Source organism: Chloracidobacterium sp., assembly GCA_016711345.1.
Lineage (GTDB): Bacteria > Acidobacteriota > Blastocatellia > Pyrinomonadales > Pyrinomonadaceae > OLB17.
Window position 1 is genome coordinate 3368609 of sequence record JADJTD010000001.1, and the last position, 24452, is coordinate 3393060.

Annotated in this window: 28 protein-coding genes; 21 read left to right on the forward strand and 7 right to left on the reverse strand. The window is 48.5% G+C overall.

Annotated elements, in window-relative coordinates; translation table 11 throughout:
- Positions 1 to 100: 100 nt before the first annotated feature.
- From IPL32_14095 to IPL32_14175, 17 genes are all read left to right on the forward strand, one after another.
- On the forward strand, positions 101 to 2275 hold the full coding sequence (locus tag IPL32_14095) for a DUF3488 domain-containing protein (protein MBK8466950.1): 2175 nt from the start codon (positions 101 to 103) through the stop codon (positions 2273 to 2275).
- Positions 2276 to 2398: 123 nt separating this feature from the next.
- Complete coding sequence (gene rimO / locus IPL32_14100; protein ID MBK8466951.1) at positions 2399 to 3748, forward strand: 30S ribosomal protein S12 methylthiotransferase RimO; 1350 nt, start codon at positions 2399 to 2401, stop codon at positions 3746 to 3748.
- Between the two features lie 153 nt (positions 3749 to 3901).
- Positions 3902 to 4096, forward strand: coding sequence for a hypothetical protein (locus IPL32_14105; protein ID MBK8466952.1), 195 nt, complete (start codon positions 3902 to 3904; stop codon positions 4094 to 4096).
- A 401-nt stretch (positions 4097 to 4497) separates the two neighbouring features.
- Positions 4498 to 5232, forward strand: coding sequence for a hypothetical protein (locus tag IPL32_14110; protein MBK8466953.1), 735 nt, complete (start codon positions 4498 to 4500; stop codon positions 5230 to 5232).
- A 129-nt stretch (positions 5233 to 5361) separates the two neighbouring features.
- Complete coding sequence (gene glnA, locus IPL32_14115) at positions 5362 to 6783, forward strand: type I glutamate--ammonia ligase (GenBank protein ID MBK8466954.1); 1422 nt, start codon at positions 5362 to 5364, stop codon at positions 6781 to 6783.
- 97 nt (positions 6784 to 6880) lie between these two features.
- Entirely contained in the window at positions 6881 to 7468 is a 588-nt protein-coding gene (locus IPL32_14120) for a GNAT family N-acetyltransferase (GenBank protein MBK8466955.1), read from the forward strand.
- Positions 7465 to 7941, forward strand: a complete 477-nt coding sequence (locus tag IPL32_14125; GenBank protein MBK8466956.1) for a hypothetical protein — start codon at positions 7465 to 7467, stop codon at positions 7939 to 7941. Before IPL32_14120 ends, IPL32_14125 begins: the two co-directional genes overlap by 4 nt.
- A gap of 30 nt (positions 7942 to 7971) precedes the next feature.
- Positions 7972 to 8259, forward strand: a complete 288-nt coding sequence (locus IPL32_14130; GenBank protein ID MBK8466957.1) for a 2-nitropropane dioxygenase — start codon at positions 7972 to 7974, stop codon at positions 8257 to 8259.
- Between the two features lie 2 nt (positions 8260 to 8261).
- On the forward strand, positions 8262 to 9014 hold the full coding sequence (gene pyrF, locus IPL32_14135) for an orotidine-5'-phosphate decarboxylase (protein MBK8466958.1): 753 nt from the start codon (positions 8262 to 8264) through the stop codon (positions 9012 to 9014).
- Positions 9014 to 10540 carry a DUF3108 domain-containing protein gene (locus IPL32_14140; protein MBK8466959.1) on the forward strand — a complete coding sequence of 509 codons (1527 nt, stop codon included), beginning with the start codon at positions 9014 to 9016 and terminating at the stop codon, positions 10538 to 10540. Before pyrF ends, IPL32_14140 begins: the two co-directional genes overlap by 1 nt.
- 97 nt (positions 10541 to 10637) lie before the next feature.
- On the forward strand, positions 10638 to 11093 hold the full coding sequence (locus IPL32_14145; protein ID MBK8466960.1) for a nuclear transport factor 2 family protein: 456 nt from the start codon (positions 10638 to 10640) through the stop codon (positions 11091 to 11093).
- Positions 11077 to 11328: a ferrous iron transport protein A gene (locus IPL32_14150; GenBank protein ID MBK8466961.1), complete on the forward strand. Its 252-nt coding sequence runs from the start codon at positions 11077 to 11079 to the stop codon at positions 11326 to 11328. The genes IPL32_14145 and IPL32_14150 overlap by 17 nt, the downstream gene beginning before the upstream one ends.
- A 13-nt stretch (positions 11329 to 11341) precedes the next feature.
- Positions 11342 to 13312, forward strand: a complete 1971-nt coding sequence (gene feoB / locus IPL32_14155; protein MBK8466962.1) for a ferrous iron transport protein B — start codon at positions 11342 to 11344, stop codon at positions 13310 to 13312.
- Complete coding sequence (locus IPL32_14160) at positions 13313 to 13456, forward strand: FeoB-associated Cys-rich membrane protein (GenBank protein MBK8466963.1); 144 nt, start codon at positions 13313 to 13315, stop codon at positions 13454 to 13456.
- Between the two features lie 13 nt (positions 13457 to 13469).
- Positions 13470 to 14360, forward strand: coding sequence for a DMT family transporter (locus IPL32_14165; protein MBK8466964.1), 891 nt, complete (start codon positions 13470 to 13472; stop codon positions 14358 to 14360).
- Positions 14361 to 14370: 10 nt separating this feature from the next.
- On the forward strand, positions 14371 to 14802 hold the full coding sequence (locus IPL32_14170; protein ID MBK8466965.1) for a hypothetical protein: 432 nt from the start codon (positions 14371 to 14373) through the stop codon (positions 14800 to 14802).
- A complete protein-coding gene (locus tag IPL32_14175; protein MBK8466966.1) occupies positions 14792 to 15268 on the forward strand; it encodes a MogA/MoaB family molybdenum cofactor biosynthesis protein in 477 nt (158 codons plus the stop codon). Before IPL32_14170 ends, IPL32_14175 begins: the two co-directional genes overlap by 11 nt.
- Before the next feature lie 12 nt (positions 15269 to 15280).
- On the opposite strand, the gene IPL32_14180 is transcribed toward IPL32_14175, so the two are convergent.
- From IPL32_14180 to IPL32_14200, 5 genes are all read right to left on the reverse strand, one after another.
- A complete protein-coding gene (locus IPL32_14180; GenBank protein MBK8466967.1) occupies positions 15281 to 16456 on the reverse strand; it encodes an NAD(P)/FAD-dependent oxidoreductase in 1176 nt (391 codons plus the stop codon).
- A gap of 9 nt (positions 16457 to 16465) precedes the next feature.
- The gene (locus IPL32_14185; GenBank protein MBK8466968.1) at positions 16466 to 17143 is read right to left on the reverse strand and encodes a methyltransferase domain-containing protein; all 678 of its coding nucleotides are present in this window, start codon (positions 17141 to 17143) and stop codon (positions 16466 to 16468) included.
- Positions 17144 to 18412: a beta-ketoacyl-[acyl-carrier-protein] synthase family protein gene (locus tag IPL32_14190; GenBank protein ID MBK8466969.1), complete on the reverse strand. Its 1269-nt coding sequence runs from the start codon at positions 18410 to 18412 to the stop codon at positions 17144 to 17146. It lies immediately after the preceding gene.
- A complete protein-coding gene (locus IPL32_14195) occupies positions 18412 to 19458 on the reverse strand; it encodes a methyltransferase (protein MBK8466970.1) in 1047 nt (348 codons plus the stop codon). The genes IPL32_14190 and IPL32_14195 overlap by 1 nt, the downstream gene beginning before the upstream one ends.
- Positions 19459 to 19540: 82 nt before the next feature.
- Entirely contained in the window at positions 19541 to 20179 is a 639-nt protein-coding gene (locus IPL32_14200) for a hypothetical protein (GenBank protein MBK8466971.1), read from the reverse strand.
- Positions 20180 to 20412: 233 nt separating this feature from the next.
- Between IPL32_14200 and IPL32_14205 the strand changes: the two genes are divergently transcribed.
- The 3 genes from IPL32_14205 to IPL32_14215 all read left to right on the forward strand — a co-directional run bounded on the left by IPL32_14205 (position 20413) and on the right by IPL32_14215 (position 22775).
- Complete coding sequence (locus IPL32_14205; GenBank protein MBK8466972.1) at positions 20413 to 20634, forward strand: hypothetical protein; 222 nt, start codon at positions 20413 to 20415, stop codon at positions 20632 to 20634.
- 585 nt (positions 20635 to 21219) lie between these two features.
- Entirely contained in the window at positions 21220 to 21975 is a 756-nt protein-coding gene (locus tag IPL32_14210; protein ID MBK8466973.1) for an SDR family oxidoreductase, read from the forward strand.
- Positions 21976 to 21998: 23 nt separating this feature from the next.
- Positions 21999 to 22775, forward strand: a complete 777-nt coding sequence (locus IPL32_14215; protein MBK8466974.1) for a 3',5'-cyclic-nucleotide phosphodiesterase — start codon at positions 21999 to 22001, stop codon at positions 22773 to 22775.
- 7 nt (positions 22776 to 22782) lie between these two features.
- On the opposite strand, the gene IPL32_14220 is transcribed toward IPL32_14215, so the two are convergent.
- Together IPL32_14220 and IPL32_14225 are read right to left on the reverse strand one after the other, a co-directional pair.
- Positions 22783 to 23010, reverse strand: a complete 228-nt coding sequence (locus IPL32_14220; protein MBK8466975.1) for a hypothetical protein — start codon at positions 23008 to 23010, stop codon at positions 22783 to 22785.
- A gap of 2 nt (positions 23011 to 23012) precedes the next feature.
- Positions 23013 to 23180 carry a hypothetical protein gene (locus tag IPL32_14225; protein MBK8466976.1) on the reverse strand — a complete coding sequence of 56 codons (168 nt, stop codon included), beginning with the start codon at positions 23178 to 23180 and terminating at the stop codon, positions 23013 to 23015.
- 117 nt (positions 23181 to 23297) lie between these two features.
- Here IPL32_14225 and IPL32_14230 point away from each other — a divergent pair, with 117 nt between their 5' ends.
- On the forward strand, positions 23298 to 24242 hold the full coding sequence (locus IPL32_14230) for a hypothetical protein (GenBank protein MBK8466977.1): 945 nt from the start codon (positions 23298 to 23300) through the stop codon (positions 24240 to 24242).
- Positions 24243 to 24452: the final 210 nt, after the last annotated feature.

Here is a 24452-nt window from a genome sequence, read left to right on the forward strand (position 1 = left end):
TAATACCTCCTAATGATAATTGCTCGCGGGATTTTAATTAGATAACGCAACTTTTCAGTTCGGGCGCTATATAATTGAAAAGCGGAGTTGCCGCCAATTGATGCATTTCGAAAGATTCTTCCGTTTAGTTTCCTACATTGCTGTCTTTTGCGGCTTTGTGTCGCTGTGGGTTTCGGGGACGTTTGGCATCGCCGGCACTGGTCTATTTATCGCCGTGATGATCGTTGCTTGGCGTTTGGAAGGCTCGCGTTGGCAGATATCGGAAAAGCTGGGAACGGTGCTTATCGTTCTGGCTCTACCACTATATTTTGCCGCGTGGCATTTCCGCATCATCACATTTTCCGGAGGCGAAGCGGCGATCGCGGGCATTCTCGCTCGAATGATCCTCAGTCTGACGGCAATCAAACTCCTCCAGAAAAAGAGCGACCGCGATTGGATCTTTCTCTATCTGATGTCGTTCTTCGAAGTGCTGCTCGCGGCGGGCTTGAGCATCAGCGCACTTTATCTGCTGACATTTATTGTGTATCTGCTCGTGATGGCGTCGGCGATCATTGCGTTCGAGATAAGGAAAACTTCGCACGCGGTCGAACTAAAGGTCAGCGGCGAAACCGTCCATGAACGTGACCCAAGTTCCGAATCGAAAGCCGCTTTGCCAGTCCGTCGGCTGCCGTCTGCGGCGTTGACGCTCATCGTTTTTATTATCGTGCTTGCACTGCCGCTGTTCTTTCTCTTGCCGCGTGTAGGCGGTGCGGGCTTTGGCGGTAATCAGCTCGGGCAAAAGACCTCGTCGGGCTTTTCCGACACAGTGCGTCTCGGCGGCATCGGCCAGATTCAGCAAAGCAACGAAGTCGTGATGCGTGTCAAACTGGAAGGCAGCGCCAACGCAGACAGCGGACTTTATTTTCGCGGAGTCGCACTCGACACTTTTGATAACAAGTCCTGGAGCAAATCGAAAACCGGCACAAAGATCGCTTTTGAAAAAGGCGAAGGCGAACTCGTTCAAGTCGATTTTTCCGCCGGCCGCGAGAACCGCGCGATCCAAACCATCTACCTCGAACCGCTCGACACGCCTGTCTTGTTTGCACTGACGCGTGCCGTCGCGATTCAGGGAAATTTTCCTGTCGTGTTCAAAGACGCTTACGGTTCGCTGACCTATTCGCGCAGTTACGAACGTGTAAGTTACAAGGTGCTTTCGGATCGAAGTCTGCCGTCTGCATCTCAGCTTCGTGCGGACGACAAGCCATACATCTCCGATGTAAGCAATTACCGTTTGCTTCCGCCCGCGTTTGATCGGCGTATCGCAAACCTCGCGGAAACGGTCGCGGCAACGGCGAAAAATCGCTATGACAAAGCCCGCGCGATCGAAAGCTTTCTCCAAAACAACTTCGGCTACACGCTTGAACAAAAAGCCGGCGGTGATGAACCACTCGCCGATTTTTTGTTTAACGTTCGCGAAGGCCATTGCGAATATTTTGCGACCGCAATGGCGATGATGCTGCGGACGCAGGGCATCGCGACGCGGATCGTTAACGGCTTCAACGGCGGCGAATACAATGACGCGGCAGAAGTTACCATTGTCCGGCAGCGAAATGCGCACGCTTGGGTCGAGGTCTATTTTCCCGGTGAAGATGTTTGGGTTCCTTTCGACCCGACGCCGTTTTCCGGACAGACAGCAGCTACATCGTCCGCCGGAATCACAGCAAGCATCAGCAAATATCTCGAAGCCCTCGAAACATTCTGGATACAACATTTCGTCGCCTATGACGATCAGGAGCAGCGGTCGCTTGTCCGTTCGGTGCGAAACGGCATTGGCGAATATCAATCCGGCATCATGTCGTATCTGAACCAAGCCCAAAACATTCTGGCCGAGTGGTGGAAGAATGTTCGCGGCGATAAAGGGCTACAGGCGAGCGTCATAGCGATTGCCTACGGCATTGGCTATGTTGCAGCCGCGATCTTTGGAATATTCCTGTTCATTTGGCTTTTTCGAAAGATCGAACGACTCCCAATCTGGCAACGCCTTTGGGATCGATTTTTCAAAAAACGCCACGCATCGATCATTGAATTTTACGACCGCATGCAGCGAATTCTTGCCGACAAAGGCTGGATTCGCGAGCCTCACCAGACACCTCTCGAATTTGCATATTCGTCGGGAATCCCCGAAGTTGTCAGCATCACCGAAAAATACAATCGCGTTCGGTTCGGAGAAAAGAATCTTTCACGAGACGAAGCCGACGAGATCGAAACCTGGTTAAAGAATTTAAAGGCTGATTAGCTTTTCTTTGCGGCCTTTGCGTCTTTGCGGGAAATTGTCTCCCGCAAAGGTGCAAAGACCGCAAAGTTACGAGCACTAACCTTTGTGCTATCCTTATTGTTTCGAACTATGCCGAAACGCAGTATGAAAAAAGTCGGATTTGTCAGTCTCGGATGCCCTAAGAACCTCGTTGACAGTGAGGTGATGATGGGCCAGCTTGCCGAGGCTGGTTATCAAATAACAAATGACGCCGGTGAAGCGGACACCGTCGTTGTCAACACCTGCGGCTTTATCGAGTCCGCCAAGCAGGAATCGATCGACGCTATTCTCGAAGCCACGCAATGGAAGGCAAATGGCAAAGCGAGCCGCGTCATCGTCGCCGGATGCCTTGTCGAGCGTTACCGCGACGACCTGATGAATGAGCTGCCCGAGGTTGATGCGTTTATCGGCACTTCGCAGGTCAACGAGATTCTCAAAGCCGCTGATGCGAAATTTGACGCGAAACAGCTAACGATCACGCCTGTCGGCAACAAGACTTCTACATACCTTTACGACGAATACTCGCCGCGAATGCTCGCTACGCAATCGCACACAGCGTTCATCAAGATCGCCGAAGGCTGCGACCGGCCTTGTGCATTCTGCTCGATACCGTCTATGCGTGGATCTTTCAGATCACGGCGTTTCGGCTCGATCGTTGAAGAAGCACGCAATCTTGCTAAACAAGGTGTCAAAGAGCTTGTCCTCATCGCACAGGACTCGTCACGCTACGGCGAAGATCTTGGCGAGGTCGATGCTCTGGCCGCGTTGATCCGTGCTCTTGGCGAGATCGAGGACATCGAATGGATCCGCGTAATGTACGCCTATCCGACACATATTTCGGATGCTTTTCTCGCTGCCATCGCTGAGACGCCAAAAGCTGTCAAATATCTCGACATGCCGCTGCAGCACGCTTCGAGGAATGTTCTCAAGCTGATGAAACGCGGCGGCACTCGCGAATCGCTTGAAAAACTTATCGCCCGAGTCCGCGAAAAGGTTCCCGGTATTGCGATCCGCACGACGTTTATCACCGGCTTTCCCGGCGAGACGGACGAGTATTTCGAAGAGCTTATCCAGTTCGTCCAAAACTGCCGCTTCGACAATCTTGGCGTCTTTACTTACTCCGACGAAGATGGAACGCCCGCGTTTGATCTGCCCAACAAGGTTGATCCCAAGATCGCAATGAAACGCCGAAACCGCCTGATGAAAGAACAAGCAAAGATCAGTAAGCAGTTGAACCGAGCTAAGATCGGTCAAACCTTTTCTGTGATCTTTGAAGGTCTTTCACAAGAATCCGACCTTTTGTTTCAGGGCCGCCTCGAAGGACAAACCCAGGAGATCGACGGTTACATCCTCATTAACGACATGCCCGAAAGCCTCGACCCGCAGATCGGAGCGATCTACAACGTCAAAATCACCGAAGCCCACGACTACGACCTCGTGGGCGAGATCGTCTAAATTTTTGCCATAGACCACACAGAGATCACTGAGAAAAATAAGATCTAATTTTCTGTGTTCTCAGTAGTAAACGCTGTCCATTGTCCCACTGTCCCAGCGTTTTTTTTGTCCGGCTTGTCCGGATTTGTCCGGTGACCCCACCGGACAACGTAAGTGACTGTATTCACAATTGTTTACAGCCGAAAAAAAGCTCTGTCCGGTAAATTTTACAAAAAACTAAGATATTGTCTTACAGCAAATCTAAACGCCGCAAATAAAGCGGTTACCTCTTCGTTCGATCTTCTGAAGGGTAAACTTTGCCCGGACAAGCATCTCTCCCGCAAAGCCGCAAAGATCGCAGAGAAATAATAAAAAATACGCTCCTTTGCCTTCAGATCTTGTTTCACATTTTGTTTTCAAAGAGCAAAATCGTTGTAATTACGACAATGTACGCCTCAGCATAGCACATTGTTGCATCTTTGGGAATGCCGCTTTCTCGATTTGACGTGGTTTTTTCGATTTGACGGGGTTATTGCGTTGCTACAAATCCCTTAGAAGATATCTTTCTTCAGCATTGAGATAATAGGTCAGACGAATTAAACAGGTTGAAAAGCCGTCCTCGTTGATTTCGACGGATTGATCATCGCTGTACGGTTTACTGGTTATTTGGCAGGGGACAAAATCAGCCTTGAATGTCTAGGCTATATCCATATACAATGTTGAATTATTAACCCGTGAAAACCACAAAATATATTGGAGGCCTCAGTTCAATGATCAAGAAAACAATTCTTTTGAAGCTTTTCCCGTTGGCTTTTGGCCTATTGCTGTGCGGTACCGTTAGTGCCCAGAATTCGTGGGAAAAACCTGCAGACAAGTGGAATTTGGACGATTGCATGAAAATCATAAACAAATCACCTTGGTCTTTCAATTACTCTGAGGTCGGTGTTGAAATGGACAGCAAGGCACTAAACGAAAAAATGACGTTTGGATCGGTTTCGCCGGTAATCATTGTAAGGCTTTATTCCGCCGACATTGTGCGTCGAGCCTTGGTTAGAATCAATCAAATTGGGCAAAAATATGACAGTTTGGGAGCCAGCGAAAAGGCAAAAATCGACGAACGAAACAAACCCATTCTCGATTGTGAGTTATGTAAGAAATATTACATCATGGTCGTTCTTCAACCTGCATCATCTAACGCTAGTGCAACTTTGATAGGGCGAAGATTTAGAAACGTAAAATTTGAGGATATTAAAGAGAGCATTTATTTGACGAATGACAAGAAGGAGAAGAGAGAGTTGGTTCAATATGTTGCGCCGCAAACAGACACAGGTGTTGCGATCTTTTACTTTGACAGATTGGGTAAAGATGGCAAACCGCTGGTAACTGACGATACAAAAAAGCTAAAGCCAATCTTTAATATAAATTCCATCTCAAAGTTTTTTCTGGGAGGCAACGTTGAATTTGATGTTTCCAAAATGAAGATTGACCAAAAAGTTGATTTCTGATCCGCCTTACCTAGCGGACTTCCGTACTCATTTTGAAACTTTGTTACTGTTATTGTATTATCACTATTTTTGAAATTCCGCCGAATTTAGTCATATTTACATACATTACTCTACTTAGCAGGAGAAATAATGAACCCCAAGAATGTTTTAACTTTTGCCGCCGATCAGGAAGCGCGATTTGTTTCTGTTCGGTTTACTGACCTTATCGGGTCGTGGCATCACCTTACTTTTCCGATCGGGCAGTTGTCTGAGGACAGCTTTGAGGACGGTTTTGGATTTGACGCTTCGTCGCTTCGCGGCTGGGCGGCTATTCATGAATCGGACATGCTGCTCGTGCCGGATCCTTCACGGTTTTGGATCGATCCTTTTACCGAAGACACGACGCTGTGTCTGATCGCAAATGCGGTTGATCCGATCACTAAAGAAGGCTATTGGCTCGATCCGCGCTCGGTCGCACAGCGGGCGGAAAGCTATCTGAAATTTACAGGCATCGCTGACACGATAAACGTTGGCCCCGAGGCCGAGTTTTTTATCTTTGACGAGGCACGTTTTCACAATGATCAGCATTCGGCAGGTTTTCATGTGAATTCTGACGAAGGCCATTGGAACTCGGGCCGTGAGAGCAACGAATTTGCGATCAATAACGGCTATCACATTCGCCCTAAGGAAGGTTATGTGCCGGTAGCTCCGCTTGATACGCTGATCGACATCCGCAATACGATGGCGACGATACTTGGGCAGGTTGGAATTCATGTCGAATGCCATCATCACGAGGTCGCGACTGCCGGACAGTGTGAGATCGATTTCAAGTTCGCAAACCTTCTGCATACGGCTGACAGCCTGATGCTCTTTAAGTACGTGGTCAAAAACACGGCACACGCTCATGGCAAGACCGCGACGTTTATGCCGAAACCGATCTACGGCGACAACGGATCGGGTATGCATTGTCACCAGTCGCTTTGGAAGGACGGCGAACCGCTTTTTGCCGGCGACCAGTATGCAGGGCTTTCGGAAATGGCGAAGTTCTACATAGGCGGACTTTTGAAGCACGCTCCGGCGCTTGTCGCTCTCGCGGCCCCGACGACGAATTCATATAAACGTCTCGTACCCGGCTTTGAAGCTCCTGTGAACCTCGCATATTCGGCACGCAACCGTTCGGCGGCCGTGCGAATTCCGATGTTCTCATCGTCACCGAAAGCGAAACGCCTCGAATTTCGTCCGCCCGATCCGTCGTGCAATCCTTATTTGACGTTTGCCGCTTTGTTGATGGCAGGCCTCGATGGTGTGCAGAACCGCATCGATCCGGGCGAGCCGCTGGACAAGGACATTTACGATCTACCGCCTGAGGAGTTGGCAAACGTGCCTTCGCTACCGGGCAGTTTGGATGAGGCTTTGAACGCACTTGAGAACGATCATGAATTTTTGCTCAAGGGTGATGTTTTCACGACCTCGCTGATCGAGCGTTGGATCAAGTACAAGCGCGAGAATGAGATCACGCCATTGCGTTTAAGACCGCATCCGCTTGAGTTTTCTATGTATTACGACATTTAAAGTTTATTAAGGAAAAGCGGTGTCAGTAGCCCGCACGTAAGTAAGGGCTCCTCAACGTGAGCAGGCTCTCACTTACGTGCGGGCTACTGACATAAGTATGAAAGTTGAGCCGGTAATTTTAGAAGGTAAGTTTGTTCGGCTTGAGCCGATGGCTTTGGAGCATCTGGATGGCCTGTGGGAAGCAGGCCAGGATGAATCGTTGTGGCGTTTAAATCCGATGAATGTTAGTTCGCGCGACGACATGCAAAGCTATATCGAAATTGCGATTGCTGATCAAAATAAGGGCGTAGCTTTGCCGTTTGTAACCGTCGAACGTTCGTCGGGCAAAGTAATTGGTTCGACACGACTTGGTAATATCGACGTTCAGAATCGCAGGGCGGAGATCGGCTGGACTTGGATCGATCCGGCGTGGCAACGAACCGCGGTAAATACCGAAGCTAAGCTGCTGATGCTTACTCATGCTTTTGAAGTGTGGAAGTGCATTCGCCTCGAATTGAAAACCGACGTGCTGAATGAGAAATCGAGAAATGCGATATTGAGGCTCGGAGCGAAGGAAGAGGGCGTTTTTCGCAATCATGTTATATGTGACACCGGGCGTTTTCGTGACTCGATCTATTTCAGTATTATTGAAAGTGAGTGGGAATCCGTAAAGACAAATCTAACATCCAAACTAAGAACAAAATGAAACAGGCTTTCTTCTTATTTGTTATTTTTATCGCGGTGAGTTTAAGCAGCGGTTGTTCGGGTAATTCGGAAGTTGGCGGCCAGACGAACACGCAAAACGCGACTTCGAGTTCCATCGCTGCTCCAGCAGTCGGGCAATCAAACACCATAACTTCTCCAGCTCCTGGCGCGGGGCGTCCGGTGCTGAAATTTGTGCCGTCACCTGAAGATTCGCAGATCGCTCAAGCAACTCAGAATGGGAAGTTGTATGAAGTGCGTATCTGGAAGAAACATCCGAAGCTGCTAAAAGTTGAATCGACCACCATCGACGAAAAGAACAGGTCGTTGTCGATAGTCCTGAGAAGCGCTCAAGTGGTAAACATTACGACAGATCGAATCCCAAATGTGAAACTCGCGACAGCAGATCAGTTTCTTAAATTGGTTCCGGCAACTGGTACGACAGAGACTAATACCGATCCTAAAAAGGCGGAATAATAGGCTTTTGTTGTATAATCTGTATCGGTTATGGAAAGATACACGTTGACATGCCCTTGCTGCGAAGCGAAATTGACGGTCGATGCTAGTACGGGAGCACTTCTCGCTCACGAGGAGAAGAAAAAAGTGCATGGGTCTTTTGAGGATTTAAAAGGCGAATTGAACAAGCAGAAAGAGCACCGCGAACAGATATTTGCTCAGGAAATGTCATCGATGAAAGATCGCGAGAGATTATTAGAAGAGAAATTTCAGGAAGCCCTAAAGCGGGCCGATACTGACTCAGACAAGCCTTTCAGAAATCCCCTTGACCTCGACTAAGAATGACGAAGCCCTTCGCCTCAGAATATCCATCATTAAGCCCAAAAGAGCGGATCATCGTGGCTCTTGATGTGCCGACGGCTGAGGAGGCACGAGAGATCGTGAGGGAATTGCGTGGCGAGGTTGGAGCATTTAAGATCGGTTCGCAGGTATTTACCGCCGCAGGATCTTCATTTGTGAAGGAGCTTACTGATTCGGGACTCAAGATATTTCTCGATCTGAAGTTTCACGATATTCCGAATACGGTTGCAAATGCCGCCATCGAAGCTGCGAGGCTCGGCGTCTGGATGTTGAATGTTCACACGCTCGGCGGTTCGGAAATGATGAAAAGAACTGTCGATGAAGTTCGGCTGGTTTGTGAAAAGGAAGGACTGGTTCGTCCGCTTATTATAGGCGTGACTATCCTAACGAGTTCGACACAGTCAGTTCTTGATGAGATCGGGATAACTTGCGGCGTACAAGAGCAAGTTGTAAAACTGGCAAAACTGGCTGCCGATTGCGGACTTGACGGTGTCGTAGCTTCGCCCCAGGAGATCGCGGCAGTCAGAGAAGCAATGACGAAACCTGATTTTCTGATCGTCACACCGGGAATCAGACAGTTTGCAACTAAAGACGATCAAAAGCGTGTTAAAACATTTACCGAAGCGATAAAGGACGGGGCCGATTTTGCAGTTATCGGCCGGCCGATCATTCAAGCAAACGACCGATTAGAAGCCGTAAGACGGATCATCGGTGAAACTATAACGACCCATTAATGAGAACAAGAAATAGTCGAGTGTCTATCAGCAGCCGTCACGTGTTCATCGCGATATTGGTCGCGGTTTGCTCCTGCTCTTATTTTTCGAATTCCGCAGCAGCACAGGGCACGGCTGATTCGGTTGTCAGCTCGCGTTCTCGCTTTCGTGTGGGCGAACGACTTACTTACAACGTCTCGGTCGGTAAGTTCACAAGTGGGGCTTACGTAGAGATGGCGGTAGTTTCGCACGGCAACCTTAGCGGTACTCAAGTTGTAGAACTTAGATCGACTTTGAAAACGCTTGGTGTTGTAAGCGCGGCTTTTTATCAATTCGACGAAAAGCGTACAGTATATGCCGCAGTTGATACCGGGCTGCCTGTTTATATTAGCAAAACGACAAATTTCGGGGTCGAGCCAAAAGAGACGGTCGATAATTTTCTAAAAGCGCCGACCACCAGTTTTGACATGCTTTCCATGATCTATAAAATTCGCGAGAGCCGAGGCGTGGGCTCGTTTCCGTTGTTGGAAAACGGACAGCGGTACACCGTGACATTTAGGTCCACGATCAGCGAAAAAGTTAAGGCCGAAGCGGGTGAGTTTGTTACATTAGTGAGCGAGGTTCAGAGTGATTATCTTGCGGCGATCGGAATCAAGGATTTGAAGATCAACTTTACGGCTGATCAGGATAGCATTCCGGTCCTTATTCGATTTAAGACGGCGAAAGGCATCGTTAATGCGTCAATAGCGGCCATTCAGATACCAAAGCCAACAGCCGCACCGACACCCGAAACGCCCAAGACACCATCGCCTGCGGTTACTCCACCGCCAAAACCAACGCCGCCGCCTTACATCGAAAACCAGCCGATTTTACCCGAATTGGGTTTTGCTCTCGGTGAAACGCTCAACTATGATGTGTCTGAGAGCGGAAAGAAGATAGCGGTGATTACTCTCTCTGCGAAAGAGAGAAAATTATTTAACAATGAGGACAGCTTGCTGTTGACTGCAACGGTTACGGGCACCGAACAGGGAAATACCATGTTCGGACTTGGCGATTCGATCCAGGTTCAGGTCGATCCTGATACGCTTGCTCCTCGATGGGTTGAAGCACGGTTTAGCAGGGATCTAAAGTGGCTCAATAAGATTGCAGTATTTGACCCCCGAACGGGAAACATTTCTGTTGGTAAGGAAATTTCGGTCGATGCGCCTGTAGGAACTCATTCGCTGCTTTCATTGATCTATGCGATGCGTTCATTCAACCTGAAGCCGAGCAAGGACCCGAAAAATCCGGTTAATGACACTCGCGTCGCAGTATTTTGGGAAACGGAGCCAAATGTCTTCATTCTCGTGCCTTCAAATCCTGAGGAGATAACCTTAGGCGGGGAAAAGATCTTGGCGCAGATGATCTCGATCACCACGGGCAATGAGACCTTTGACAAACGGTCACCAAAAATCTGGCTAGACTCGAACGAGCGTATTCCTCTACGGTTCGTATTCGGCAACTTCCAGGCCGATCTGGTCTTACCCCCAAAAAACCTTTCTAAATAATCTGCGTATCCAAATATGAGAACCGTTCAGTCTTTTTATTAATTGAAATTGAAAACGGTTTTCAATTAGGTTAGAATATATTTGGAAAGGAGTTCTGATGAAAGGGAATTTGTTCTTTGGTTTCTTGTTTCTGATCGCATTGGCGATCTCGGGTTTTGGTCAAACGGACGCAGATCGTGAGGCGATAAAACGAACAGCATTAAATTATGCGGAAGGTTGGTACGAAGGCAATGCAGAAAAGATGGAGAGTGCTTTGAGTCCGGACTTGGCAAAACGTATCGTTCGCACAAATGATAAGGGCCAAAGCTCTTTAGGACAAATGACGGCGATGGCGTTGGTACAGGGAACTCGCGGTGGTTTTGGCAAACAAACGCCTAAAGAGAATCAGCAGAAAGACGTTACGATCTTTGATATTACAGGTGGGGCAGCGACGGTCAAATGTGAAATGCATGATTGGGTCGATTATATGCATATCGGCAAAATTAATGGAAAGTGGTTGATCATCAACGTTTTATGGGAGATGAAACCCAAGAAAGATGAAAAGAAAAACTGAGGGAGCTAAGAAATTGACACTGACAGAACTGCCGGTGGGATGCGATGCTCGCGTTACCAATGTAAGTGGTACGAGTCGTGTTTCGCGGCGTTTAATGGAAATGGGTGTAATTCCCGGCGTGGACGTACGAGTGATAAAGATGGCTCCGTTTGGTGATCCCATTGAAGTGCGAGTGCGCGGCTACAGTCTTGCCATGCGAAGAAGCGAAGCTGACGGTGTAGAGGTCAGCCTTTAGACTGAAGCGATGAATGAACGACAGTGCAACTAATCCTCACATTACGATAGCCCTTGCCGGCAATCCAAATGCCGGCAAGACGACCCTCTTTAACTCTCTCACCGGCCTCAAACAAAAAGTAGCAAATTATCCCGGCGTTACGGTCGAACGGAAAGAAGGGCCGTGGAAATTGAATGGTGTCTTCGCCAATCTCATTGACCTGCCCGGCCTCTACAGCCTCGACGCTACCTCGCTCGACGAACACATTGCACGAGATATCATTACAGGCGCGCAAGCGGGCACTCCGAAGCCGGACGCGATCGTTGCGGTCGTCGATGCGACTAATCTCGAACGCAATCTGTATCTCGTGATGCAGTTGTTCGAGTTTGGCGTGCCGGTGGTAATCGCATTGACGATGATCGATGTTTTCGAAAAAGAGAAGCACGAGATCGATGTTGAGATGCTTGCAACGCTGCTCAAAACGCCGGTTGTTACTGTCAACGCTAAGAGCGGACGGGGAAAGACGGAACTAGAGGCAAAAATAAAAGAAGTACTCGGCACCAAACCGACAGTGCCGTATGTTCTTGAAGAAATAGAAGAAGACGGCTCGCACGGTAAGATATTTGCCAGATACAATTTTATTTCGAGCGTCGTTCAGGAATCTGTCTGGCACAGCGATCACAAGCAACATCGCCTTTCAGAAAAGATCGACAGAATACTGACGCATAAATTTTTCGGTCTCGTAATTCTTGTAGCGGTGTTGCTGCTTGTCTTTCAAACGATCTTCTCCTGGGCGAGTGTACCGATGGACTTGCTCGGAATGGGCTTTGGCTCGCTTGCCGAACTTGTTCGAACCGAAATGCCGCCGGGCATTCTCACTGATCTTCTTGCAGACGGAATAATTGCAGGAGTCGGCGGCGTTGTTGTTTTTCTCCCGCAGATATTACTACTTTTTTTCTTTTTTTCGTTGCTCGAAGACAGCGGCTATATGTCGCGTGCCGCGTTTTTGCTCGACAAACTCATGAGCCGCGTCGGGCTGCACGGAAAGGCATTTCTGCCGCTTATCAGCAGCTTTGCGTGCGCAATTCCCGGAATAATGGCGACACGAACTATCGAAAGCCGACGCGATAGGTTTGCAACAATAATGATCGCGCCATTTATGAGCTGTTCAGCTCGTTTGCCGGTTTATACGCTGATGATAGCAGCGTTTTTTGCCGGTCAAACAGTATTCGGATTTATTTCGCTTGGTGCGGTGTTGATGCTGGCGATGTATGCGCTCGGTATCATCGTCGCTATCGCCGCCGCGTTCGTTTTAAAACGAACTCTATTAAAGGCCCCACCACCACCGTTCCTTATGGAACTGCCGCCGTATCGGTTGCCAAACCTCCGGACTGTTGTGCAAAACATGCTCACGCGCGCGTGGCTGTTTCTAAAACGTGCGGGAACTGTGATCCTGGCGATCTCAATAATTCTTTGGGCGTTGATGTACTTTCCCGATCAGGCGGTAGGTCCAGACACGGCCAAAGACTGCCGAGGATATCCTACTGGATATACGCTCCGCCAGTGCATGCCGTCTGAACATCTCAAACAATCTTTCGCCGGCCAATTAGGACATGCGATCGAGCCGGTGATTCAGCCGCTTGGTTTTGACTGGAAGATCGGTGTTGCACTGATCGCAAGCTTTGCGGCACGGGAAGTTTTGGTTTCGACGCTGAGCATTATTTACAACGTTGGCAAGGACGAGAACGAAGAATCAGAAACGCTTATTGCCGCAGTTCGCGATGCAAAAACTGACGACGGCAAGCCCGTTTGGACGCCATTGACGGCATTGACGCTGATGGTTTTTTTTGTTCTTGCTATGCAATGCATGTCCACCATTGCTGTCGTCCGCCGCGAGACAAATTCATGGAGATGGCCGCTGTTTATGACGGCCTATATGACGGCGCTTGCGTATGTCGGAGCTTTCATCACATATCAGGGCGGCAAATTACTCGGTTTTGGTTAAATGTACTTTCAAAGCATATTAGTCGGGATAATTATAATTGCAGCGATCGTTTTTGCAGGTCGTTCGCTGCTGCAAAAACGTGACTCCTTTTCATCGAAAGCGGGATGCGGCGACAATTGCGGTTGCAATGGTGGCAACAAATAATTAACCTCGTAATTTGAGCGAGAAACCTACATTTTTTACAAAAGGCGTGCGTGCGATGTTTTTATCGACGCTCGCATTTTTTTTGGCAAACGTTTTTGTCAAACAAGTCGCGCACATTCCGGCGATGGAGATCGTGTTTTTTCGCTGCATTGTTTCTAGTGCACTCTGTGTTTATGGACTGCAGCGTGCAAAAGCGAGCGTGATCGGTTCGAATCATTCGATGTTGTTGCTTCGCGGAATATTTGGCACGACGGCTCTTTTTTGTTTTTTCCTAACTCTTCAACAAATGCCGTTGGCGTCGGCACAGACGATACAATATCTTTCGCCGATATTTACAGCCACTATCGCGATCTTTGTTTTAAGGGAAAGCGTAATGCCGGCACAGTGGCTGTTTTATGCTATTGCATTTAGCGGGGTGCTACTGATCGAGCGTTTTGACAACAGGATCTCGCCTCTTTATCTCGCTGTGGGCATTTTATCGGCGGCTTGTTCGGGCATGGCATATAATCTGGTCCGCAGCCTTCGCGGAAAAGAGCACCCGTTGACCGTCGTGCTGCATTTTCAGCTCGTAGGATTGGCAGTCGGATTTTTCAGCCTGTTTTTTCAATGGGAAACGCCGTATGGTTGGGATTGGCTTTATCTTTTGCTTGTCGGGATTTTCTCGCAGCTCGGCCAGGTATTTCTGACGAGGGCACTACAAAGCGAACGCATTGCTGGTGTCGCTATCATCAACTATACGGGCCTCATTTATGCTTTGACTTTTGGCTGGTTTATATTTGGCGAGCCACAATCCATACTATCGTTGGCGGGAATGTTGCTTGTTGTATTGGGTGTTTTGATGAGCGTTTTTTACAGTCACAAAAAGGCGAGGCGTATCGAAGAGATCGAAGCGACCGCGGGATGAGAGCAAAAATATGTTGACATATGTAGAATTTCGGTCTGACGCGTTTCCCCCTTATGAAGGTGAGGAAGATGATATTAATCCAGTTAGATACGGAAAACGCTTAGCGGAGTTCCTGTCGGACGGTTTGAGGAAAAAAGGGTTTTATCCCCACGATCTCATTGCCGAGGACTGGGGTTGGATGCTTCCGATTGAGAATGAAGATTTTCCGCTCTGGATTGGTTGCGGAAACTATGACGAATCTCCAAATGGATTTTTATGTTTCATAGAACCGCATGAGCCAACGATCACGAAGTTTTTGTTTTTTGGGAAAACCGATACGTCGGAGCGAGTGGGAGCCTTACAAAGGGCGATTGATGAAATACTCTCATCCGAAATCTCTATTACTGACAAGCATTGGTCGAGCCATGAAGAGTTCAATAATCCTGCAATAAATGAAACCTAAAGCCGCGATAATAACCGTAAGTGACACCCGTAGCACTGACAACGATCTGTCGGGCAAGCGGCTGGCTGGACTTTTATCTTCTATTGATGCCGAGATAGTCGAGAAGATTATAGTCAGCGATGATCTGGAACATCTTCGTAACACGCTGCATACCCTGACTGAAAGGGAAGACATCGACCTGATCCTTACAACCGGTGGAACAGGTTTTGGCCCGCGAGACAACACGCCTGAAGCAACGCGGGCTGTGATCGAACGCGAAGCTCCCGGTCTCGCGGAAGCGATGCGCCGTGAAACGGCCGCCAAGACACCAATGGCAATGCTCTCACGCGGCATCTGCGGCATTCGAGGAACTACACTTATTGTTAATTTGCCCGGCTCGCCGAAAGGTGTCGAGGAATGTTTTGAAGTGATCCGGCCTGTGCTTAAACATGCGATCGATCAAATCTTGGGAAATACAAAACACTAAAGAAAGTTTCAGTTAGCCGCGCGTTGCTTTTGCCAGACGAGAGGTGAGGCGGTCACTCATTGCGAGCGTTTTTATTACGGTCTCGGCGAGGAAAGGCACGAAAGCGGCGTGACGGACGAATGAACTTATTCTGAGGCGACGGTCAAAGGAGATGGAGTATTGCCTTTTATATTCATTCGCGATCTCAGCAAAAGAAGATTGTGACACAAGGCCATCATTTATGACGCTAGCGGCGATCTTTGAGCTTTCTAGCGCGAGTAAAATTCCGCTGCCGGTAAATGGATCGATAAATGCTGCCGCATCGCCAATCGTCAATAGGCCTTTGGTAGGAGCAAGTTCTGCACGGCCATAACTCTCTATCGGCACCGCAAGCCAATCATCGATGATTTCTACATTGCGAAGCGAAAAAGCAGCTCGTTGATTTTCACAAACGACTTTCTTCAGAATCTCTGACGCATCGCTGTTGTATTTTTTTGCGATCTCTGTCGAGACGATAAAACACAAATTAAAACGGTTGTTTTCGACGCAGTTACAACCGCCATAACCGCCGCGATATGCGTATATCTCGCAATCGCCGTGTGGAATCGTCGCTCCATTTAGGTGAGTTTTGAACGCGACAAAATCAGCTCGTTTATGTCTAAAATTTTCATCATTTTTTTCGATTTGCCTTGCTAATATTTTCGCTCGCCCCGTTGCATCTATAGTAATGGCCGAATTCGCCCCAAATGTTTCGCGGGTTTTGTTTTTTAGCCGCACACCGCTAACTTTCCCGTTATCGAATAACAAACCTGTGGCACTCGTTTCCTCCAGAATTTCGACACCGGCTGCTCGTGCTCGATTTAGAAGCCGGAGATCCATTTCAGCACGGCTCAACCCCAATGCGTGAGAATCTGCGTCAAACCACTTGCTTGGGATAGTGGCCGATCTACCATTTCGCGCGTAAAAAACTGTCCGTTCGAGTGCGACTCCGCCTGCGATCGACATTTCGTCAAGGACACTTAGCTCGGCAAAATGGATGAAACATTCTGGAGAAATGAATTCGCCGCATAACTTAGCTCGTGGAAATTGTTTTTGTTCGATCAGCAAAACTTTCACGCCGCTCTGAGCAAGACGGATCGCGCAACTGGAACCCGCCGGGCCGGCACCGACTATCGCAACTTCATATTCAGATCTAAGCGTAATGCTCATTAGGAAAGTTTAACGGCCGGACAATATCAAACGGTTTACACGGGAATGTTCGATCTTTATATTGTGCAGGCCTGCCGATCTCGCAAGGCCCAGCAGTTCTTCCGGGTTGAAACTTCGGAGTATCGACAGAGCACCATCCTCAAGCGTAAAGCGCTGCAGCAGAACCCTGCCCAGAGCCTTATACAAATAATATGCGGTCGGATGGCGATTAAGGTCGATGGCATAAATACGCTTCCTGGCGACCCTGCTCATTTCTTTGAGAAGGCTGACAGCGGCTTCGTCGCCAAGATGGTGTAGAAAAAGGGAGCAAAAAACAAAATCAAAACTCTTGTCCGCAAACGGAAGATTCAATGCGTCGCTTTGAACGGCCGAGATCGTCTCGCTTTGGATAGAAAGCGTGGCCTCACGGTTTATCTCAACACCTACAAAAAAGGTTTTGCGGGCGTATGTCCAAGTATTCAATGCACGCAGCAATTCGCCCGAACCGGCACCGACATCAAGCACGGAAACTGGGCCCTCCGTCCGTTTGAGGTCTCGGCAAAGTGTCCGCCTAAGGGCACGCATTTCACCAAAGATCCGGTGAATAAAACGCATTTCCTTCTGCCAGCGGCGATATTCGGCTGGCGTGTAGTCGCCGACGTCGAGGCGTTCAAGTTGATGGCTGCGTTTGGAAAAATCACGAGACATTTAGGCGTTTATTTTTTCCAGCACCAGAGCACTGTTTTTTGAACCAAATCCAATGCAGTTGCACAATACTACATTTACAGTGGCAGGTTTTGATTGGTTAGGGACATAATCAAGGTCGCATTCAGGGTCAGGTTCGTCGAGATTAATTGTCGGGGCAACAGTTTGAGTTTGGAGCGCGAAAAGAGCAGCTCCAATACCAGCTGACCCGCTTGCTCCTTGCGGATGACCAATTTGTGATTTCGTTGCCGACATCGGTATTTGATAGGCATGATCGCCAAGTGCGATCTTGACCGCGTTGGTTTCGATCTTGTCATTCAGGACAGTCGATGTGCCGTGGAGATTTACGTAGTCGACGTCGGCTGGATGTCTGCCGGCGTCTTTGAGAGCGAGGGACATTGCTCGGGCTGGTTCGGTGCCGGAATCTTCCAACCGCACGCGGTGATAAGCATCGCACGTGGAAGCATAGCCAGTGATCTCGGCGTAAATTTTTGCATCGCGAGCCTGGGCGGATTCGAGGCTTTCGAGAATGTACATCCACGAGCCTTCGCCAAGCACCATGCCGGAACGGTTTTTTGAAAATGGTCTAGACGCTCTTTGTGGTTCTTTATTCCATTGATTGGTCAGCACCGTCATTACATTAAATCCAGCGAGAATTCCCGGAGCGAGTGGAGCATCGACACCGCCAGCGATCATCCTGTCCTGTCTGCCGGTAGCGATATGCTGGGCTGCGTAAAATATGGCATCCGTCGAACTCGTGCAGCCAGTTGACACTACATGCGACAACCCGCGAAGTCCGAAAGCCATTGAAAGCTCGCTTGAAAGGCCGCCGTGTGTTGAAGAAGGGATAACATAGACGCTCGCCTGCGTTTCAGGGCCGATGTACCAATATGAATACTGCTTTTCGGTAAAAGCAAGGCCGCCACCGCCGGTTCCGAGTTCGACACCGAAGGCCTGTTTTTCTTCAAGCGAAAGATGCTCAGGCTCTATGTTTGCGTCCGCGAGAGCTTCGCGGGCAGCCGCCAAAGCAAGCGGTACGGTGCGGGCAACGTGTTTACGATCTTTTGGATTTAATTGAGATTGCCAGTCAAAGTCAGGAACATAGGCAGCTATTTTCACAGGCGAATTAGTGACATCAAAATCCACTATTTGCCTTACTCCGCTAACCCCGTTTTCGAGTGACCGCCAAAATGCTTCTCGCCCGATGCCGATAGGTGTGACGCATCCTATTCCGGTTATCACGACACGTTGCGGCGGTGTTTGAGAATGCATTATGCCTTGAACGCCTCGACAATGCTTACTGGTGAGGGCGTTGCGATGATGCGTGTCATCTTAAAGCCGGAGTTGGTCAGTAATGTTTCAAACTCAGCCGTGGTTCTTTCGACGCCGCCGGGTGAGATAAGCATTTCAAGATCGAGTAGCTTGCCTGGATGAGGGGCGTTGCCTGGCGGAATTACGGAATCAACGATCAATACGCGGCCGTCATCGGGCATCGAGCGGCGTATGCATCCAAGTATCTTTTCGCAATTGTCGTCATACCAATCGTGGATAATGTGCTTTAGAATGTAGGCGTCCGCGGCGACCGGTATGTCACTGAAAAAGTCCCCTTCGACCATCTCGACACGGTCGGCAACGCCATACGAGGCCAGCATTTCAGGAGCTCCGGCGAGCACGACGCCAAGATCAAAAAGTACGCCTTTCATAGACGGATATTTCTTCATAATTCCGCCAAGCAGATGCCCGTGGCCGCCAGCAATGTCGGCAAGCGTTCCAATATCTGAAAAGTCGTAAGATGCGAGCACCGCCGCGATCTGTGCATGTGAACCGCTGGTCATCGCCTGGTTAAATATGTCGCCAAATTCCTTGTTTGTTTCGAAGAAATACTTGAATGCCGGCACACCGTGAACATGCTCCCAAGCCGGTTTGCCGGTGCGAACGCTGTATTCCAGGTCGTTGATCACTCGGCCGTGCTCAGGGTCGCCGACCATCAGTAGCATAGCCCGCATGCTCGTTGGCGAATCAGCCAGCATCGTCTCGCTCATTGGCGTATTAGTAAATGTTCTGTCAGACGTTTCGGTAAAAACGCCTAGGCTGGCAAGAGCTCGGAGCAACCTGTAAAGCGATCGTTCATCAGTCTGGGTCGCAGCAGCGAGATCTGTGGTAGTTTTTTCTGCCTTTGCCAAAAGATCAGCGACGCCAAGTTTTGCCGCAACATAGACGGACTGCGCAACAAAACCGCCCATAATAAGCTGCATTATCTTCCCTTCGGGCGGTATTTCCTGCATTGTAGACGCAGCTGTATTAGTTTGATCTGTCATAGATTTTTAGCCTCCTAATTAGATTCTTTCTATAGCACAACATCACTGACGATCTGGTCGTAATGGTCTTATGGAGAATTCGTTAGTTTAGGGTGACGTGCCACGGGTCTTGTCTTTGACCCTTCATGTTCAGGCGGCCAACGACCTCCAATGTTTTATGATCTTCTAACAAATATCCGAGATCCACGATACAGTCAGCGACAGCGCCGTATTTAGTTGAATGGACATCGTGGAAATGCAAGAGCATTTCAATAAACTCGTTTCTAGCTTGTTCCTGATGGAAATGAAGCAACCGTCGGTTGCGGCGAGCCATACATGCCGATGCTGCTGTAATATTTTTGTGTCCGCTAACATTGAGCACGTTTTTTAGCGAATCGGTCGATCGACCGTGGTTCAATGCTGAGGTGAGGTCAGTATATCGGGCAAAAACTTCACGAAATCCAAGGATCGAGACGGGCGAATTGGTCGAAAATACCAGTTCCTCAAGTTTTGAGCGAATATCAGCAATTTTGCCTTCAGATGTTTCTTCCGGATTGCTGCTGTATTCAGTCAGCCATTTACGTAAAAATGCCAAGGCAAAGATCGGCCATAGAGTAAAATGTAGGGCAACATTTACCGCTGACCTTGCTGATCTCACTCGTCCCCCACGTGCGATCTGGTACACGCCAAATGGCGAGCCGAAAGCGAAGTGAATAACGATCATGTCAGCAACGGCGAACATAGAAACATCATAGAACAATTGACGCCATAAAAACACGTTCAGCGATCGGCAATCGGCCTAATATCAGTCAGAAGCATATCAAATACTGCGTGTGCAACATTTTTGGAACAACCACACACACGTTGTCGTAATCCAATTAGTGCAAATAGCCGATTTGTTCTCATAAATTTTGCGATCAGCAAAAAACATCAGCATTTAATAATTCCGCAACATGCGGCAGATAGAATAAAGTCATGACAGATAGACCTAAGATAAAAATAGTAAAAAAAGAGGAAGCTTCGGCCTTTAAGGTCAGTAAAAAGAAGCGGAAAAAGTCTGCACCCCGAAACGCTGCCCGTGAGATGGTTTCGACCGTTTCAGACTGGGTCGCCGACTTCAAGATCCGTAAAAGCACCGAAACCAAAGCCGCTTTTGAACTCTTCCGTGCCTCAAACCCGCGTCCAAGCGAATCATAAGTTTCCGTCTCTTTAAATTCTTAAACCTTAATTGGAAAGCGGTGAGCAATATGTTGACCGCTAATTGCGCTTGTCTGTAAATTGCCGCTTGTCCCACTGTCCCACCGTTTTTTTTCGCGATTTTCGTTTCTGTCGTTCCACCGCGTTCCACATCGGGGTGGAACGCTGTAAATGTTGCAGTTGAGGGGCTTAAGGTGTACAAATTACCCGAATTCCACGATTCTGAAAAAAGTTTTACGATTTCTTGCAAAAATTACAATTGCTGTAAACACTAGTGTTATGGCATTCAAACGCCGCAACGATATCAATTCACGCTGAAACGTGAAATGCGTTTCATAAGCCAAAAATTAGCGATTCACCATTTAGTTTTCAAAGAGCAACGACCGCTGAATTTACAACAATCTCGCTTCAAGCTAGCAGATTAACGCGAAAATTGAAACCCCAACTTCCACGGTACGACGTTATTTTCCGGCCTGCTAACCCATAAGAAATAATATCGTACGATGGATGAGTATTTCCGTTTGCCAGAATTTGGGATGGACTGGTATTCTTATCTGCGAAATCCGACTATTTAAATAATAAGATATGCATGGAAAAGTCGCGGTCGTAACCGGTGCAAGCAGTGGTATTGGACGGGCAACGGCTATGTTGTTTGCTGGGAAAGGTATGAATGTTGTTGCGGTTGGACGCGACGAAAGTGCCTTGAACGGGTTAAATGACCCATTGGCTGACGGTCAGATCAAGGTACATCTTGCGGACGTTACCGAAGCGGAGCAAGCTGATCGGATAATTACTGTTGCAATTGAAAGTTTTGGACAGATCGATGTGTTGGTAAATTCAGCGGGAATTATCAGGAATGGAACCGTTGAAAACACGTCACTCGAAGACTGGGACGATCTGATGGATATTAATGTTCGCTCGGTTTTTAACCTCATGCAGCGATGTGTGCCGCATCTTGCCAAAACTAAGGGAAATATAGTCAATGTATCGAGTGTTGCCGGTACGCGTGCGTTTCCCGGAGTATTGGGGTATTGTGTTTCAAAAGCAGCCGTTGACCAGCTAACGCGGTGCTCAGCACTTGAACTTGCTGCTAAGGGGATCCGCGTTAATGCGGTAAATCCCGGAGTTGTAGTAACAAATATTCATAAACGCGGCGGTATGGATGACACTTCGTATCAGAATTTTTTGGAGCATTCCAAGACAACACATCCGATTGGCCGCGTCGGAACACCGGAAGAGGTAGCAGAATTGATCTATTTTCTTGCGTCCGAAAATGCTGGATGGATCACCGGAGCGACCTACGAGATAGACGGTGGCCGAGCACAAACTTGCGCACGATAGATTATTGATTTTTTTGATCTGAGATGAGAGTCCAATTACTTCCGAGTACGATCGATGAAGATGGAAGGGCATCTGCCCGACAACATTTGATGTCGATCATCATCGACGATCGAGTCGCTATCGATGCCGGCTGCTTGGCATTTTCATGCACGGAGCTTCAGCGTCAGCAGGTTCGCGACATAATACTTACGCATACACATCTTGATCACATCGCCGGGCTTCCGATGTTTATCGACGATCTTTTTGCCACCCTTAACGAGCCGATCCGCGTTCATGCGACGAAAGATGTAATTGAGACACTCGAGCGTGATATTTTCAACTGGGCGGTGTATCCGAGATTTTCTGAGCTGATGAATAAGTCCGGCAGGGTGGTCGAATACCACGAATTCAAACAGGGAAGCAAATTCTCGGCACAGCACCTGACTGTCACCAGCGTTGGGGTGAATCATAAGGTCGCGGCGAGCGGATATGTGGTCTCGGACGGCAAAGTGTCGGTCGGCATTACCGGCGACACGGCTGAAACTGAGGATATTTGGAGTGTCCTAAACACAACTTCGGATCTGAAGGCTGTCTTGGTCGAGTGTGCCTTTCCAAACGAGATGAGCGAGCTTGCCGCCGTATCAAATCATCTTACGCCCCAAAAGCTTGAACGCGAGCTTGAAAAATTCACAAACCAGGATTGTGAAGTTTATGTAATTAACTTAAAGCCGATGTATCGAGACACTATAGTGAAAGAGATCGGCGAACTCACATTGAGGCGATTGAATGTCCTCGAAGTTGGAAAAGTTTACGAGTGGTAGTCGTTGATTATTTTGCGTTAGTAAAATCAAGTGGTTCAAAGGCCGCCTCGCGAAATTCGCCGGGGAAATCATGAAGTTTGACGCGTCCGTTTCTTAAGACGTGTTGTATGCGAAACGTCCTCTCCTCACGGGGTATGCCCGGCATTATTTCCGCGATAAAAGTAACATTCATCTCGGGACGAGCCCAAACTCCCGGAACCTTGCGTCCATTACCATTTCTGCCAGCGATTGCCATATCTACGAGTCCATTCCCGGATCTTTTTTGTGTTTTGATTTGCGGCCTGACGGTAAAAGCTTCTCCTGAGGTTTGTCACCACCAAATTTTTGAGTTGGTGGAGCCGTAGGCTTTCGGATCGAATCAAAAACCGGCCGATCCTCAACCTTCTTTTTCTTTTGCCGTTTCATTGTCGCATTATATCAAAAATGATTTATTGATCTTCATGTTGTAGTTAATTCTATTGACATTCCCAGTTAAAAATTTCAGTATTAAGTGTCGAAAATCGGCCAATATCTTTAACCATAATGCAGGGACGGAACTCTTTACATTCCAGTCAAAGACGCCACGCGGCAGTCGGTATCGTTCGCCGGCCATTCTGGCTGCCGGCATCGAATTATTACGTGCTAGCAGTTTCGGTCGCGATCGCGTTTTTCTTTTTGACCTGGGGAGTCTTGCGTGAGGAAGGCGAGGACGCACCATGGGTGACTTCGGGTGTTGGAGCGAGCATGATTCTCGGCGGGGCTGTCGTGCTGCGTTCGATGTTGCTGAGGCGCGCCCAGCGATACCGATTTATTGAACCCGGTTTGGCACAAAAGTACTCAGGCGTTCATCCTCAGTTCAGAAACCGCCATAGTGCTAACAAAGTCACCCTCGAACAAAACTCCGCGATCCTCGCCGACATAAAACAGAAATCAAGTGCGGCAAAGGTGTTGAGTAAATTTTCCGCCGGACATCGTGAGGTTTTTGAGCTTTGCGGCGAATATCTTGCGCTTGCCGACAGCGAATTGAAAACGGTCAATCCCAATTCACCGCGATTCAGCGCTTTATTAAAAGGCCGAAGGTCAGCGGCCGAGTATCATCGCTATCATTTGCTGCAGTGGGCCGAGATCGAGGCAAGATCTCTGACCGGTGAAGCGAACACCCGGACAGACATTGCGGACAAGATCGAGGCAGCGAAAGAGGCAGTCGGAGTTATCGACTATGCCCTGAAGTTTTATCCGGCTGAACAAAGTTTGCTGGAATCGCGCGATCTGCTGGAGGAAATGACGGTGTCGATCCGTGTCTCAGATCAAGTCGAACGGGCGGAACGGGCGGCATTCAAAGGAGAGTTTCGTGAGGCATTGAGCCTTTACCGCGACGCATTGTTTGATCTGGGCCGCGATAATATTTACACAAAGGACCGTGAACATGCTGCGATGCACATAAACGCCGAAATTGACCGAATACGTTTGCTGGAAAGCGGGAAATAAGGGAAAATAATCGATTACACCGATTTTAATTCGGTAAATGAGATGATTTCCCAACGATGTCCTAAATGTGGAAGCAGTCGTATCCGACGCGGATACCGGCCAACTTCTATCTTTTCAAAAGTGTTCCTTCGCTATAATTTGCTGTGCGACGGATGTAATTGGGAGTTTAAAGGGTTTGCCGTTCCGGGAACCGTCAATACACGCAATCAT

Excerpts from the sequence above, each read along its gene's own strand:
- IPL32_14125 (MBK8466956.1), top strand. The coding sequence starts at position 7,465 with ATGAAACAGGCTTTCTTCTTATTTGTTATTTTTATCGCGGTGAGTTTA.
- IPL32_14160 (MBK8466963.1), top strand. The coding sequence starts at position 13,313 with ATGTACTTTCAAAGCATATTAGTCGGGATAATTATAATTGCAGCGATC.
- IPL32_14095 (MBK8466950.1), top strand. The coding sequence starts at position 101 with ATGCATTTCGAAAGATTCTTCCGTTTAGTTTCCTACATTGCTGTCTTT.
- IPL32_14150 (MBK8466961.1), top strand. The coding sequence starts at position 11,077 with ATGAAAAGAAAAACTGAGGGAGCTAAGAAATTGACACTGACAGAACTG.
- glnA (MBK8466954.1), top strand. The coding sequence starts at position 5,362 with ATGAACCCCAAGAATGTTTTAACTTTTGCCGCCGATCAGGAAGCGCGA.
- IPL32_14225 (MBK8466976.1), bottom strand. The coding sequence starts at position 23,180 with ATGAAACGGCAAAAGAAAAAGAAGGTTGAGGATCGGCCGGTTTTTGAT.
- IPL32_14190 (MBK8466969.1), bottom strand. The coding sequence starts at position 18,412 with ATGCATTCTCAAACACCGCCGCAACGTGTCGTGATAACCGGAATAGGA.
- IPL32_14205 (MBK8466972.1), top strand. The coding sequence starts at position 20,413 with ATGACAGATAGACCTAAGATAAAAATAGTAAAAAAAGAGGAAGCTTCG.
- IPL32_14130 (MBK8466957.1), top strand. The coding sequence starts at position 7,972 with ATGGAAAGATACACGTTGACATGCCCTTGCTGCGAAGCGAAATTGACG.
- IPL32_14120 (MBK8466955.1), top strand. The coding sequence starts at position 6,881 with ATGAAAGTTGAGCCGGTAATTTTAGAAGGTAAGTTTGTTCGGCTTGAG.
- feoB (MBK8466962.1), top strand. The coding sequence starts at position 11,342 with ATGAACGACAGTGCAACTAATCCTCACATTACGATAGCCCTTGCCGGC.
- IPL32_14175 (MBK8466966.1), top strand. The coding sequence starts at position 14,792 with ATGAAACCTAAAGCCGCGATAATAACCGTAAGTGACACCCGTAGCACT.
- IPL32_14215 (MBK8466974.1), top strand. The coding sequence starts at position 21,999 with ATGAGAGTCCAATTACTTCCGAGTACGATCGATGAAGATGGAAGGGCA.
- pyrF (MBK8466958.1), top strand. The coding sequence starts at position 8,262 with ATGACGAAGCCCTTCGCCTCAGAATATCCATCATTAAGCCCAAAAGAG.
- IPL32_14210 (MBK8466973.1), top strand. The coding sequence starts at position 21,220 with ATGCATGGAAAAGTCGCGGTCGTAACCGGTGCAAGCAGTGGTATTGGA.
- IPL32_14145 (MBK8466960.1), top strand. The coding sequence starts at position 10,638 with ATGAAAGGGAATTTGTTCTTTGGTTTCTTGTTTCTGATCGCATTGGCG.
- IPL32_14170 (MBK8466965.1), top strand. The coding sequence starts at position 14,371 with ATGTTGACATATGTAGAATTTCGGTCTGACGCGTTTCCCCCTTATGAA.
- rimO (MBK8466951.1), top strand. The coding sequence starts at position 2,399 with ATGAAAAAAGTCGGATTTGTCAGTCTCGGATGCCCTAAGAACCTCGTT.
- IPL32_14195 (MBK8466970.1), bottom strand. The coding sequence starts at position 19,458 with ATGACAGATCAAACTAATACAGCTGCGTCTACAATGCAGGAAATACCG.
- IPL32_14180 (MBK8466967.1), bottom strand. The coding sequence starts at position 16,456 with ATGAGCATTACGCTTAGATCTGAATATGAAGTTGCGATAGTCGGTGCC.
- IPL32_14185 (MBK8466968.1), bottom strand. The coding sequence starts at position 17,143 with ATGTCTCGTGATTTTTCCAAACGCAGCCATCAACTTGAACGCCTCGAC.
- IPL32_14140 (MBK8466959.1), top strand. The coding sequence starts at position 9,014 with ATGAGAACAAGAAATAGTCGAGTGTCTATCAGCAGCCGTCACGTGTTC.
- IPL32_14230 (MBK8466977.1), top strand. The coding sequence starts at position 23,298 with ATGCAGGGACGGAACTCTTTACATTCCAGTCAAAGACGCCACGCGGCA.
- IPL32_14200 (MBK8466971.1), bottom strand. The coding sequence starts at position 20,179 with ATGTTCGCCGTTGCTGACATGATCGTTATTCACTTCGCTTTCGGCTCG.
- IPL32_14110 (MBK8466953.1), top strand. The coding sequence starts at position 4,498 with ATGATCAAGAAAACAATTCTTTTGAAGCTTTTCCCGTTGGCTTTTGGC.
- IPL32_14220 (MBK8466975.1), bottom strand. The coding sequence starts at position 23,010 with ATGGCAATCGCTGGCAGAAATGGTAATGGACGCAAGGTTCCGGGAGTT.